Here is a 13,716-nt window from a genome sequence, read left to right as displayed (position 1 = left end):
ACGCCCGATGATCACCGACCGACTGACGGCCACCGACCGGCTGACCGTGAACCACGCCGAGATCGAGGGCCGCACGGGTGAGCCCGTGGTCCTGGTGCACGGCAACGTCTCCTCCGGCGTCTTCTGGCACCCGACGATGGCCGACCTGCCCGACCGCTACCGCCCGCTGGCGCCCGACCTGCGCGGCTTCGGCGGCACCGAGCCGCTGCCGGTGGACGCCACCCGGGGCCTGCGCGACCACAGCGAGGACCTGCTCTCCTACCTCCGGGCCCTGGACCTCGGCCCGGTGCACCTGGTCGGCTGGAGCATGGGCGGCGGCGTGGCGCTGCAACTGCTGCGCGACCACCCCGGGTCGGTCCGCTCGCTGACCCTGGTCAACCCGGTGTCGCCGTACGGCTTCGGCGGCACCCACGGGGTGGACGGGACGCTCAACTCGCCCGACGGCGCGGGCTCCGGCGCCGGCGGCGCGGCTCCCGAGTTCGTCCGGCTGCTGCGTGAGGGCGAGCTGGGCGCCGAGTCGCCGTTCGCGCCGCGTTCGGTGCTGGACGCCACCTACGTCAGCCAGCCGCTGGCCGAGCCGGACCGCTACGTGGCCGCCATGCTGACCACCCGGACCGGGGACGACCACTACCCCGGCGACAGCCGCACGAGCGAGGCCTGGCCGGGCTCCGCGCCCGGCGAGCGCGGCGTCCTCAACTCCATGGCGCCGACCCACTTCCGGATCGACGACCTGGAACTGGTCGAGCCCAAGCCGCCGATCCTGTGGATCCGCGGGTCGGCCGACGTGATCGTCTCCGACACCTCGCTCTTCGACCTGGCCCACCTGGGCGCCATCGGCGCGATTCCGGGCTGGCCCGGCGCGGACGTCTGCCCGGCGCAGCCGATGGTCGCGCAGACCCGCGCCGTCCTCGACCGCTACGCCGCCGCCGGCGGGCGGGTGCGCGAGGTGGTCGTCGAGGGCGCCGGGCACAGCGTCCACCTGGAGCGGCCGAAGGAGTTCCTGGCGGCGCTGGTGGAGACCCTCGACGGGGCCTGACAGCGGGGCGGTCCGGCGCTGGGGCACCCGGCGGTCACCGGTGGTGGCCACCGGGTGCCCCTGACGCGGCCCGGCGGCCGATGTGCCGCTCGGCGTCGTCCGCCGCCCGGTCCGTACCGGACAGCAGGACGCTGCTGAGCACCGCCACGGCCGATTCGTCGTGGGGGAAGTCCGTCCGGTGAGCACATCGGCAGGGCCGATCCCGCACGGTCCGGCCCGGCGGCGCACCGTCCGCTCGCGCCGGTGTCCGCGGCACGCGAGGGTGCGAGCACCGGCGGGGGGCGCAGAGCGAAGAGGTCGTCGGCGACGGCCTCCGGTTGCTCGACGCCACCGCCTCCGTCGAGGCCCGCCGCCTCGGCCGACGGGCCTACGGTCAGCGGGCGGTCAGCGGGCGGTCGGCTGGGCGGGGGCGCCGTGGGGGGCGAGGAGGTGGCGGGTGACGGCCCGGGCGCGGGCCGGGTTGCGCACCACGAGGTGGATCTCCCAGGGGGCCCCGCGGGAGAGCTCGGCCTCCACGGCGGCCCAGACCGCGGCGATGCTCACCTCGGGGGCCAGGCCGCCGCGGCCGGCGCCGAGGAGGGGGAAGCAGATGGAGCGCAGCGGCGGGTCGAAGCGGGTGTGCTCCTCGGCGAGGAGGGCGAGCGCGCGGGTGGTGGCCCGGGTGACGTCGGCCGACTGGACGTCGTAGTCGTTGGTGCCGGGGCGGGGGACGGCGACGGCGGCGTGGTAGATCCGGCGCAGGCCCTGCCGTTCGAGCGCGCCCGCGCCGGTGGGGGCGACCGTCGAGGCGAGGACCGGGCGGCCGAAGCTGCGGTACTGGTCGAGCCACTGGCGGAGTTCGGTGGAGATCCGGTCCTCGACGAGGTCGCCGGTGGGGCCGCGCACCGCGCCCGCCCGGCGCAGCACGGCGGACACCGAGTTCTTGTAGGCCTCGGCGAGGGCCAGGTAGACGTTGCTGGGCGAGACGACGACGTCCACGTCGCGGAGCAGGTCGACCGAGTGGGTGTGCAGGTGCACCGTGGCGGTCCGGCCCCGGAGCGGCAGGTGCAGCAGCTGGTGCTCGGCGGCGGGGTCCCGGCGGTCCGGCTCGTCGGGCTGCTCCGCGAGCCGGCCGATCTCGTCCACGACGGCGGCCAGGACGAGGAGTTCGTGGTGCCGGCGGAAGCGCTCGACGCTCAGGCCGTAGACGCCGGCGGCGCGCTTGCGGCGGTCGGCGGCCGGCCAGTCGCTGGTTCCGGGGGCCAGGCCGAGGCTGAACCGGGCGGCCTCCTGGAGGGTGCCGGCGTCGAGTCCGGTGACCGCGCGGCGCAGCAGGTCCTCCACGGTGCGCGGGTGGCGCGGCACGGACGCGGCGGCGAGGGCGTCGAGGAGGGGGAGGTCGAGTTCACGGAGCCGGACGGGGCCCGCCCGCCGGACGGCGCGCAGTTCGGCGAGCACCGCGTCGTGGTCGAATGCCGTTCGTTCGTCCCGAGTGCGGTTCGGCATGGCCCCAACGATGGCACGGGAAAGGGGTGTTCACAAGCTTGCCGATGCCGCGGGACGTTCGTCCGGATCCGCGGCGGAAGGGGCGCCGAGCGGGCGGACGGCGGCCGCGGCGGCCCGGGCCCGGGCGCGCGCCCGGCGGCCGTCGGCGAGGCACCAGTCGAGCAGCGGTGCGATGCTGGGGTGGACCGACCCGTCCGCGGTGAGCACGGCGGCGGTGAAGAAGAACCGCACCTCGCCGAACTCGTTGCGCATCGCCTGGACCAGGTTCCCCAGTCCGAGTTCCCGTTCGAGCCACCGCGCGGCGCGGTCGCTGTCGCGCCCGCCCCCGGTGCCGAGCAGCCGCGCCTCGTCCAGCAGGTCGGTCTTGCTGACGGCGACGGCCAGCCGCGAGCGGTGCAGCGGGACCCCCATCGCGACGACCGCCTGGACCGCCTGGTCGAAGACGGGCTGCGGCTGGACGCTGGAGGCGAGCGTGCGGTCCAGCCGGGCCTGCTGCCCTGGGTCGAGGAGGTCCCAGAACGCCGGGACGGCCAGCGGGTCGAGGACGAACAGGAAGGTGCGGGCGGCCCGCGCGTACCGGAGGGCGTCGGTGTCCTCGCGGTTGACGAAGTGTTCGCCGGCGGTGTCGAAGAGGTGCAGCAGGCGCGGGGGGCGGTCGCGGTCGAGGAGGACGGAGTGGGCCCGGTGCGGTGCCCGCGGGGTGCTCCGGGGGTGGCCGCGGATCTCCAGGACCTCGCGCTGCAGCCGGTAGCGCTCCGCCGTCTCCTCGTCGGCGAACCGGGCGTGCGCCCGGCCGTCGGGGTCGGGCCGCTGGAGGACGGCGAGCATCGCGGCCATCAGCTGGGTCTTGCCGGCGGCTCGGCCGCCGATGAGCGGCAGCGCGTGTTCGGCGAGCCGGCCGGTCTCGGTGCTCAGCAGCCGGCCGCAGTGCGCGTGGCCGCAGTAGCCGGGCAGCCGGTAGCGGCCGGCGAGCAGGGTGGTGGGCAGCCGCTCGTCGCACTGGCAGCGGCGGTGCAGGACGCCGTACCGGCCGGGCCGCAGGTCGCTGTGGCGCCGCCGGCAGGTGGGGCGGGAGCACTCGTACTCGGGCCGGCGCACCCGCTCGAAGCAGTGCGGGCAGAGCACCCCCTGGCGCAGGTGCCGCACGGTGAGGGCCGCGCGGTCGAGGCCGGCGAGGACGAGCGCGGCGAGCCGGGCGCCCGCCCCGAGGAGCAGGACGACCAGGGCGTGGACCAGCAGCGCGCCGGCCAGCAGCGGCACGGTGAGCAGGACGGCGGCCGCGACACCGGTGCAGCCGGCCAGCGCGAGCACGAGGTCCCGGTCGATCCGCAGCCCGTCGGTGACGGCCCGCAGGGCGTCGGCCGTCCGGCGGCGGTGGGTGCGCAGGCCGTGGGCGGCGACCAGCCGCAGGTCACGCCGCGCCGGGCCGAAGGCGTAGGCGCGGTGGGCGGGTTGCCGCTCGTCCTGGGGTCGGAGGAGGGGAAGGGTCTGGTACTGGGGATCGCTCCGGCGCAGCACGTCCACCAGCACGCGGCCGCAGGAGCGGAGCTGCTGCTCCAGCAGTCGCAGGGCGCGGGTGGCCGCGACCAGCGGGGCGAGCAGCAGGGAGACCGCGAGGCGGGCGAGGACGCGGACGAGGGGGACGAGCAGCTCGGCGAAGACCGTCAGGAGTTCCTCCAGCGCGTTCACTCCGCCGCCCCGGTCCGGCGCGGTTCGGGGTCGGCGGGCGGAGCCGGGGCGGGCCGGCCGCCGCTCCGTTCCGGCCGCCGGCCGGCCGTGAACAGGGCGGTCAGCCGGCGGCCGATCCGCTGCGGGGCGTTCGTCCGGCGCTGGGCGAGCCGCCGCTCCAGCCGGTCGGCCTCGGCCGGGGCGTACCGGCGCAGGACCCGGGCGAGCCGGGCCGCGTCGGCCGCCGGCCAGTGGTCCCGGGCGTGCCGCAGGGTGGCGACGACCACGTCCAGCTGGGCGCCGGACGGGTGGTGGTGCGCCAGGTAGGCGGCCACCGCCGCGAGGTGCCCGAGCAGGGGGTCCGAGGGCGGGTTCGACCGGCCGACCCGGGCGGCCTCGGCCCGGATCCGCCGCAGGTAGGCCTGCGCGCTCCGGTCCTCCAGCCGGGGCAGGCGGGCGGCCAGCAGCTCGGGCCTGGCCACCGGGCGGTCGGCCAGCCGCTCGGGGAGCCGGCGGCGCAGCACCGCCCGGGCGGGCTGCCAGCGGGCCGGCGGCGGATCGTCGAGCAGGTCGAGGAGCTGTTCCGCGCTCGCCGCCCGGTCCAGCCGGTCGCGCAGCCACAGGGTCCGGGCGACGCAGGCGGCGGTGTCGGGATCCGGCCAGGCGTCCCGGGGCGGGGCGGCGAACAGCTCGAACAGGCGCAGGCAGTCGTCGAGGGCGGCGTCGTCGGCGATCCCCTGGACCAGGGTCCGGCCCAGCCACTGCCGGGCGCCGTCCTCCCAGCGCAGCCCGGGCGGCAGCTGCGGGACGAGCGCGAGCGCCGCGGCGTGCGTCCAGTGCCGGTGCGGCGCCCAGAGGCGGCGCAGCAGGGGGAGGTCGAGCGGGGCCTCCGGGCCGCGCAGCGCGAGGACGCGCAGCAGGGTCGCGGCGGCGAGGTCCGGGCGGCGGTCGGCCCGGGCCACCAGGTAGTGCTCCAGGAGCCGGTCGCGGCCGGCCAGGTCCTCCTCCCCCAGCAGGCCGGGCGGCAGGTCGAGGAGGAGGTCGGGCAGCTGCGCCCGGCGCGACTCCTCCAGCCCGGCGAGAGTCTCCACCAGACCCTGCCGGAACTCCGGCCACTGCCGGGCGGCGGCGGTCATCAGCTCCTCCAGCCCGCCGAACGGACTCCCGGTGACGGTGGCCCCCAACAGGTCCCCGGTGATCTCGGCGCTGCGCCGGACGAGCTCGTCGGACGGCGGCCGCAGCGCGGCGGCGGCCGCCCAGCCGAGCAGGCGCAGCGCCCCGGCGGCGTCCGCCCGCCGGAACCGGGCGAGCCAGCGCCCGGTGATCCTCCCGCGCCGTACCGGGTCGGTGAGCCGGACCGGCGGCAGGGCCCGCTCGTCGCCCTCCTCGTGCCGGAGCATGTCGGCCTCGTGGACCTCGTCCAGCAGTTCCTCGGCGAGCTCCGGGTCGTCGCCGCGGGCGGCGGCCCGGCCGAGCGAGCTCAGCTGCTCCCGGTCCAGGCGGTGGCGGCGGTGGACGTCGCGGACCGCGGCGGTGAGTGCGGGGGGCGGCGGCGCGTCGGGGCCGGTCAGCCAGGCGGTCAGGGCGGTGAGGTCCTCTCGGGTGAGGGGTGTTCCGCCGGCGGCCGCCGCGGCCGCCGCCGGGCCGTGCCAGTCCCCCGCGGTGCGCTCACGTCCGCTCAGGCAGTCGGCGGCCCAGGACCAGAGGGCCCGGGCGGAGGCCGGGCCGACCCGGGCGAGCAGCCCGGACAGCGGGTGCACGGGCAGCTCCGGGGCCCGGCCGCGGACGAAGTCGAGCAGGTAGTAGGCGTCCTGGTCGTCGGGCCCCAGGTCGATCCGGTTCTCGGGGAGGCTCCCGATCAGGTGCAGCCGGCCGCGCCCGGGCCGGTGCAGGTAGGTGGCGAAGGAGAGCCGCCGGGCGAGCGGGGGCGGCAGCAGGAAGCAGACCGCGGCGAACCAGTGCGCGATCCGGTCGGTTCCGGTGTCCACCACCAGGACCGACCGGTCCTCGGCCACGGCGGACCGGGCGGCCTCCAGCAGGACCGGCAGCAGCGCGGCGTGCGGGTGGGAGGCCACGAAGCGGTCGACCGACCGCGGGGTGAGGGGGCCGGCGGCCGGCCGGGTCTCCAGCGCCGGGAGCCGGGTGCGGTCGGTCGGGCGGGACGACCAGACCGGCGATTCCCAGAGTTCGATGCCGAGCAGGCCGCCGCCGTCCCGGGCGAAGTCGGGGCTGGCCAGGGCGTGGGCGAAGTAGTTGCCGTAGCGCTGGGAGGAGTCCCGCCCGACGTACCGGACCCGGGCCGCCAGTGCCGTCGCCCCGGGGACGAAGAGCAGGTTGACCGGGCAGCGGGCCAGCTCCTCCGGGGTGTGGGCGTACAGCAGCGAGGGCGGCGGCTCGTAGGCGGTGAGCGCCTCCACCTCGCGCATGGTCCCGGCGGAGACGTCCGCGCTGACGGCGTTGAACTGGTAGCCGGCGAAGCCGCTCAGGCCCCGCTCGCACGAGGTGTAGTAGAGCTGCTGGAACGGCATGTCACCCCCGCCCCCGGCGGGGCACGGCCCCGAACTCGCTGAGCAGCCACAGCAGCGGGTCGGTGACCCGGTACGGCTGGATGCCGGTGGGCGCCACCAGGGCGTCCGGGGTCGGTCCGGCGCCCAGCGCGGAGACCCCGAAGTAGCGGTACCGCCGGTAGTGGGTCGCGAGGTCCTGGTCGATCCGCACGCCCTCCCACTCCTTCAGCAGGCGGCGGACCTCCTCGTGGACGTCCAGGCTGTCGGCCGTGTCGAAGCGGTCCCCGGCCGGCGGGTGGGCGCGCAGCGGGCTGCCGGGGTCGAGGGTGTCCCAGAAGGCGTCGAGCTTGGCGAAGACCACCGCCAGCGGGGTGCGGATCAGGCCGGAGGAGCCCTGCTGCCGGGCCATCAGCATGTTCGTCACCCGGCTGAGCACGTTGACCGGCTCGTCGACCCCCTCCGACCCCGGCAGCACGGTGCCCGGCCGGGCCAGCGGGCGGGCACCCGGCATCTGCAGCGGGTCGAGGATCAGGATCACGCCGTCGGCGTTGGCCAGGTAGCGGGTGTTCAGCTCGACGTTCTCCCGCGAGTTGAAGTCCTCGCCCGCCGTGTCGAAGAAGGAGAGCACGCTGTGCCGCGGCCGGGAGCGGTTCAGCCGGCCGCGGCTGCGGCTGAACCGGAACACCAGCGGCTCCACCCGTCCGTCGTTGGCGGCGGCGGTCCGCGTCCCGTGGAACAGCCGGCCGTGCCGGTAGAGCTGCTCCTCGTAGTCGCCGCCGAACCGGCGGATCGTCAGGTCGTCCGAGGCCATCAGGGCGGTACCGAGCCCGGCGCCGACCCGGTTCATCAGCTCGTGCAGCAGCACGGTCATGTAGACCGTCTTGCCGGAGGCCTTCGCGCCGACCATGGCGATCAGCCGGTGCCCGACCATGCCGAACTGGACCGGCAGGGTGCTGTGGCAGACCGGGCAGATCCGGTACGTCGTGTCGCCCTCGCAGTCCGGGCAGGCGGCGGCGGGCTTCCGCCCGTCGGCCCGGAAGGCCGGGCCGACCTCGCCGCGCCGGCCGGTCCGCTCGGCGAGCACCGGATCGCGCGCCAACGGGCACCGCCGGCCGGCCGGGCTGATCCGGCCGCTGCACCGGAACCCGATGTCGCGGGCGGTGAAGGTCTCGTAGCAGTAGGGGCAGACGAGGTCGGCGGCCATTCAGCTCACCTTCAGTCGGTGCAGGGAGGCCGGGCGCAGCTCGGCGGCGGCGTCGTCCGCGCCGAGCGGCAGGCAGATCAGCCAGGAGGGGCCCCGGGTGGCGGGGAAGGGGAGGTCGACGGTGAACGGGATCCGCGCCTCCAGCCGGCGGGCGGGCAGTTCGCGCAGCACCGTCCCGTCCGCGGCGCCGGCGGGGCAGATCCGGCCGAGGCCGTGCACCACCTGGAGGGCCGGCAGTTCGCAGGGGGTGTCCGCGACGAAGGTCAGCCGGGCCGTCCGGCCGCGCAGGCCGCGCAGGCCGCGCCGGACCACGGCCTCGTAGCGGACCAGCGGCGGCCGGGCGGGCAGGATCAGCGCCGAGGGTTCGGCGAGCGGTTCGGCGGGGTGGGGGGTGAGCGCGGCCACGGTGACGGCGAGGGCGCCGCGGCCGACCCGCAGATCGAGGCCGCCGTCGTGCTGGTAGGACCGGCGGCCGCAGCGGACGTCCCCGGTCCGGGGCAGGCCGCCGGGATCGGGGGCGTCCAGCGACCAGCGCACCCGGGCCTCGCGGCTGTCGGGGGGCCAGGCCCAGACGAGCAGGAGGTGGTCGTCCCGGCGGGTGGCGCGCAGCTGCTGGACGGGGACGGGGTGGAGGGCCGGGTCGGCGTCGGCAGGTGCGGCGGCGGGGGGAGCGGGAGCGGCGGGCGGGTCGGGCGGTTCGGGTGGGCCGGGCGTCCGAGGCGTTTCGGGTCCGTGCTTCGGGAAGGCGGTCCCGCCGTCGGGTGGCCGCTCGGACGGCCCGGGCCGGTCGCCCCACGATGCCTCCTGCCCCGCGCTGTCCTCCCCCGGTCGTGCCTCTCCGGGGGCGGTGCTCCCCGGGCCGGGATCCGTTCTCGTACGGGACGCGTTCGGCGCCGGCCGGCCGCCGTACCCGCCGGACCCGCCGGATCCGCCGTAGGAGCTGTCCCGCCCGCGCGGATCGGGGTCGTCGACCGCCGGCCGGGGCCGGGCCGCGGCGGGGCCGGTGAGCACCCTGAGCAGTCCGAAGTCCCCGGTGAGCGCGAGTCCGCCCGCCACCGCGGCCCCGGGGGTCCGCGAGCGCACGGTGAGTCCGAACCGCTCCTCCAGCCACTCGGCCGTCCCCGGCGTCTCGCTCAGGCCGCCCGCCAGCAGCAGGGTGCCCGGAACGTCCCCGCCGCGGTCCTGGACGGCCTCCAGCAGTGCGCCGACCGCCCCCGCGCCCAGCTCGCGCAGCGGCTCGACCAGCCCGCGGAGGGTCTCCCGGTCGAGCGAGACCTCGTGCTCCGCGCCCTCCCAGCGCACCCGCCGCCACGCCTCCGGGGCCTCGTCGAGGGCGAGCCGGAGCCGTTCGGCGACCGGGAGCAGCGGCCCGACCGGGCCGTCGGGAGAGCCGAGGCGGCGCAGCAGCTCCCGGGCGACGGCCTCGTCCCAGTGGTCGCCGCCGAGCGGTTGCGAGACCGTCTCCAGGACGCGGACGGTCCGGTCGCCGTCGACGGCGAGCAGGCTCAGGTCGGAGCCGGTGGCGCCCTGGTCGTACACCAGGACGGAGAGGCGGACACCGTCGCGGACCGCGCCGTAGTGCAGTGCCGCCGCCACCGACTCCGGCAGCACCCGGCCGACCCGCAGTCCGGCGGCGTGCTCGGCCGCCCGGCGCAGGGCCGGTTCGCTGCCCCCGGTGGCGGGCAGCGCGAGCGCCACCTCCTGCGGGGTGCCGCCGCCGCACTCCCGGCTGCGCCGGGCGAGGGCGGTCAGGACGAGGCCGGTGAGTGCCTCGGGCCGGAGCGCGCCGCCCCGCGGTCCGGCGGGGGACGGCGGGTCCGCGAGCGGGTCTGCGGCGGGCCGCTCGGCGGCGCCCGTGAAGAGCCCGGCGCGGGCCGACCGGGCACCCGCTCCCCGGGCGGGCCGGGGGCCGTCCGGGCCGGTGGCGTCGACGGTGGCCGGGACGTCGGTCGCGCCGGTCACCACCGGCGTGCCGTCGGGACCCGGCCAGGCGATGCGGGCGTAGCTGTCCCCCAGGTCGATGCCGTGCATCAGGATGTCCCCCCGTCCCCGTCGTCCCCGTGCCGGTCCTGGTCCCCGGCGCCGCCCTTGACCGCGACGGGGGTCACGCACACCGCGCCGTCGCCGTCGATCGTCAGGCGGATCGTGCTCCCCCTCGGCGGCGCGTGTCCGATGACGTACCGCACCACGGCGGCCAGGACGGGGTCGAACTCGTTGCGGATCTGCCGCCCGCCGTAGGCCTGCCGCTCGGGGTCGGCCATCCGGCGCGTGATCCAGGGATGGATGCTCTCCGCGTCGTGGACCAGGCCGATCCCGTGGCGTTCGCGCAGCGACCCGGCGAGCTGGTCGAGCAGCCGGTCCGCGATGCCGACCACGTGCTCGGTGCGCAGCATGTCGAAGACCACCACCCCGGGCTTCAGCCGGCCGTAGATCTCGGGGCGGCCGATCGCCCGGAACTTCTCCTCCACGGCTCCGGTGAAGTGGCGGCGCAGCACCTCGTACGGCAGGTCGCCGCCGTGCTCGGCCAGCAGCCCGGGCAGCCCGGCGGCGCCGGTGTTGGAGGTGAAGATGATCAGGCTCTGGGAGAAGTACGCCGTCCGGCCCTGCCCGTCGGTGAGCCGGCCGTCCTCCAGGATCTGCAGGAACTTGTCCAGGACCGCCGGGTGGGCCTTCTCGATCTCGTCGAAGAGCAGCACGCTGAACGGCCGTTCCCGCACCCGCCGGGTGAGTTCGCCGCCCTGGTCGTAGCCGATGAAGCCGGGCGGCGCCCCGGCCAGGCGCTCGGCCGCGTGCTCCTGCTGGTACTCGCTCATGTCGAAGCGCGCGTAGGCGCTCGGATCGCCGAAGATCAACTGGGCGACGGACTTCGCGAGTTCGGTCTTGCCGACGCCGGTCGGGCCGACGAAGAAGAACGAGCCGCGGGGTCGGGCCGCCCCGGATCCGCCGAAACCCACTCCGACGAAGGCGGTCTGGAGCGCGCCCACCACCGCGTCGACGGCGGCCCGCTGCCCGATCACCCGGGTGCCGAGTTCCCCGGCCGCCTCGGCGACGGTCCGGCGGTCGATCTGGCTCCAGGGGTCGACGTTGACGTTGATGCGGTGGCGCTCCAGCAGCCGGCCCGGCTCCCCCACCGGGGCGCGGCGGATGTGCGAGGTCCGGGCCAGCGCGTCCAGCTCCCAGCCGGCCATGCCGTCGGTGGCGCCGACCAGCGCCTCGAACCCGGCCGGGCCGGCCTCCGCGCCGCCGTTGAACTCGCCGCCGATCATGGCGAACCAGCGGCGGCGCTCCGCCTGGTCGGGCGGGCCGATGTGCAGCACCACCGTGCGCGGGTCCTCCCGGTACAGCCAGGCGGGCAGGCGGGCGAGGTCGCCGACGACGGCGAGCACCGCGTTGCGGGCGGGCGGCCGCGCCGCGGCGGCCGCCCCGGCCGGGCCGGTGCCGGTGTGCGGCAGCGGGGCGACGGCGTCCGACATGGCGGCGCGCAGGTGCAGGTAGCCCTGGACGGAGGAGGCCTCGTTCAGCGGCAGGGCGAGGTCGATGTCCTCGAAGACGAAGGCGACGGCCGCCTGCGGGGAGGCCGCCAGCCGGTGGGCCTCCGCCAGCGCGTCGTCCACCGAGGCCGTCCGGCGGGCCGGCCGGGCGGTGAACAGGTCTCCGGAGGCCGCCCGGCGCAGCTCGCCGCGCCTGGTCGCGGGGTCCCGGGCCGGGGCCTGCGCGGGATCCTCGGTGCTCCCCGGCTCCGGTGAGGGTCCCCGGCCCGGGTGCCCGAAGGCGCCCGGGCCGGGGTGCGCGGCCGAGTCCCCTGTGCCCGGCCGTGCGGAGGCGGCGGCCCTCGCGGGCGGCCGCCGGTCCAGTGCGGTGAAACGGTCCTGATCGCCGTCGAGCGGGAAGGCGAGGCCGCCCACCGGGTCCCACCAGGCCACCGTGCCGGCGCCGCACCCGTGCAGCGCGTGGGCCAGCACGGTGCGGAACGGGACCGGGCGGCCCCGCCACCACCAGCGGTCCCGGACCTGCCCGGTGAGGATCACCTGGCGGCCGCGCCACAGCTCCCAGCGCAGCGCGGCCACCCAGAGCGGCGCCTCCTCCCGGGCGACGCTCCGGCCGCCGGCCAGGCCCGCTCCGGCCTCGCCCGGGGCGCCCGCGGCGCTCACGCGGTGCCCCGCGCCGTGCTCCCGGGGGTGCCGGTCGCAGCGCTGCCGCCCGCCCGGGCGGCGCCGCCGCGCGGCGGCTTGCCGTCCCAGTCCAGCTCGCCCGGGTGGTAGCCGCTCTCCCCCATCGCCTCGTGCACCCGGTCCAGCAGCGCTTCCGTCCGGTCGCAGGCCACCTCGCGGCGCTCGGGCACCACGACGACGTCCGACTCGCCCTCCACCGTGTAGCTCAGGACCGGTGTGCCGTCGTTCGCCGTGCCGACGCTCGTCTCGTAGCGGGCACCGTTCGGCCGCTCGAAGACCAGCACGAACTCCTGTCCCAGGTCGCCTCCGCCGGTGAACGCCAGACCCTCGCCGGCCATCGCCTCCTTCAGCACCTCGGCCAGCTCGGTACGCCGTTCGAACGCCAGCAGCAGCTCGTCGAGCCGGGCCTCCGCCTCGGGCAGCAGCCGCTCCAGCTCCTCGACGGCGGTCAGCGCCGCCCGGCCCCGGGAGGCCTCGACCGCGTCGGTCGCCCGGTGCACGGCGGTGAGGAGGCGGCCCTGCAGATCGGTCTCCCCGAAGGCGGCGGCGTCACGGGCGGCGTCGCGCGCGGTCCCCGCGACGACGGCGAGCCGGTCGGCGGCCTCCGCCAGTTCGGCGGCGAGCTCCGCGGCCTGCCGCTCGGCCTCCGAGCGGAGCCGTTCGGCGGCCTCCTCCTGTGCCCGGCGCTGCCGTTCGGCAGCCTGTTCGTGGGCCCTGCGCTGCCGTTCGTCGGCCTGTTCCCGAGCCCTGCGGTGCCGTTCGTCGGCCTGCTGCCGGGCGGCTTCGGCGAGCGCGGCGGCGCGGGCGGTCTGCACGGCGGCCGCGTGGCGGGCCAGTTCGTGCTCGACCGTGCCCAGGAGTGCTTCCGCCCTGAGCGTCCGGTGCTCTGCCGTCGCCTGCCGCAGATCGCCCAGCAGCTCGGCGCACCGGCGCCGGCCGGCCGCGTCGACCTCGGCCCCGGTCGCGGCCAGGAGGGCGAACTGCCGTTCCAGTGCGGCGATCCGGTACTCGTGGCCGGCGTCGGCGGGCCGGTCGTGGTCGCGGCCGGCCGACCGCAGGGCGACGGCCCGGCCGCGCAGCTCCTCGACCTCCGCCGCGAGCCCGGCGTCCGGACGGTGCACGGCGCGGGACCGCAGATCCGCCAGCCGGTCGGCCAGCTCGCGCACGGCGGAGGGGTCGGCGGCCGTACGCGCCGCGTCGATCAGGACCTCCACCTCGTCCAGGCCGCGGGCCGCCGCCGCACCCTGGGCGGTCAGCGCCGCCGCGACCCGCCCGGCCCGTTCGGCCTCCTCCCGGTCCCTCCGCTCGGCGGCCCGGCGGTCGGCCTCGGCCAGGGCCTTCGCCCGGTGCTCCCGCTCGCGGCGCTCCGCCTCGGCGCGGGCCTTCGCCCGGGCGGCGGCGCGGCGCTCCGCCTCGGCGCGCGCCCGGGTCCTGGCCGCCGCGAGGCGCGCCCGCTCGCGGGCCCGGTCCTGCTCCAGCCGGCGCCGCTGCTCGGCCTGCCGCCGCCGCTGCTCGGCCTCGGCGGCGAGCCGCGAGGCGCCGACCGAGACGCTGCTGTACTTCGGTGATCCGCTCACCGTCCCCCTCCTTCGGTGTGCAGGCCCCCGTCGTGCGGGGCCTCGGTGCGTGGACCCGGTATGCGCG

General features: G+C 77.6%; 8 protein-coding genes. 1 reads left to right on the top strand and 7 read right to left on the bottom strand.

What is annotated here, in order from left to right; genetic code table 11:
- Nucleotides 1-7 precede the first annotated feature (7 nt).
- Nucleotides 8-1,036, top strand: a complete 1,029-nt coding sequence (locus tag ACFC0B_RS07245; RefSeq protein WP_376083422.1) for an alpha/beta fold hydrolase — start codon at nt 8-10, stop codon at nt 1,034-1,036.
- Nucleotides 1,037-1,420: 384 nt separating this feature from the next.
- Here ACFC0B_RS07245 and ACFC0B_RS07240 read toward each other — a convergent pair whose 3' ends face one another.
- From ACFC0B_RS07240 to ACFC0B_RS07210, 7 genes are read right to left on the bottom strand one after another with little or no spacing between them, the layout of a single operon-like run.
- Entirely contained in the window at nt 1,421-2,521 is a 1,101-nt protein-coding gene (locus tag ACFC0B_RS07240; protein WP_376083421.1) for a hypothetical protein, read from the bottom strand.
- 30 nt (nt 2,522-2,551) lie between these two features.
- The gene (locus tag ACFC0B_RS07235; protein ID WP_376083419.1) at nt 2,552-4,210 is read right to left on the bottom strand and encodes a hypothetical protein; all 1,659 of its coding nucleotides are present in this window, start codon (nt 4,208-4,210) and stop codon (nt 2,552-2,554) included.
- Complete coding sequence (locus ACFC0B_RS07230; protein WP_376083417.1) at nt 4,207-6,717, bottom strand: GTPase-associated protein 1-related protein; 2,511 nt, start codon at nt 6,715-6,717, stop codon at nt 4,207-4,209. The genes ACFC0B_RS07235 and ACFC0B_RS07230 overlap by 4 nt, the downstream gene beginning before the upstream one ends.
- A 1-nt stretch (nt 6,718) precedes the next feature.
- On the bottom strand, nt 6,719-7,900 hold the full coding sequence (locus tag ACFC0B_RS07225; RefSeq protein ID WP_376083415.1) for a hypothetical protein: 1,182 nt from the start codon (nt 7,898-7,900) through the stop codon (nt 6,719-6,721).
- Nucleotides 7,901-9,931 (bottom strand): Hsp70 family protein, encoded by a 2,031-nt coding sequence (locus ACFC0B_RS07220; protein WP_376083414.1) that lies wholly within the window; start codon nt 9,929-9,931, stop codon nt 7,901-7,903.
- Complete coding sequence (locus tag ACFC0B_RS07215) at nt 9,931-12,051, bottom strand: AAA family ATPase (protein ID WP_376083413.1); 2,121 nt, start codon at nt 12,049-12,051, stop codon at nt 9,931-9,933. Before ACFC0B_RS07215 ends, ACFC0B_RS07220 begins: the two co-directional genes overlap by 1 nt.
- Nucleotides 12,048-13,649: a hypothetical protein gene (locus ACFC0B_RS07210; protein ID WP_376083411.1), complete on the bottom strand. Its 1,602-nt coding sequence runs from the start codon at nt 13,647-13,649 to the stop codon at nt 12,048-12,050. The genes ACFC0B_RS07215 and ACFC0B_RS07210 overlap by 4 nt, the downstream gene beginning before the upstream one ends.
- Nucleotides 13,650-13,716 lie beyond the last annotated feature (67 nt).

The organism is Kitasatospora sp. NPDC056184 (assembly GCF_042268405.1).
Lineage (GTDB): Bacteria > Actinomycetota > Actinomycetes > Streptomycetales > Streptomycetaceae > Kitasatospora.
The sequence above is the reverse complement of the archived record's forward strand: the minus strand, read 5'-3'. Positions and strand labels throughout refer to the sequence as shown.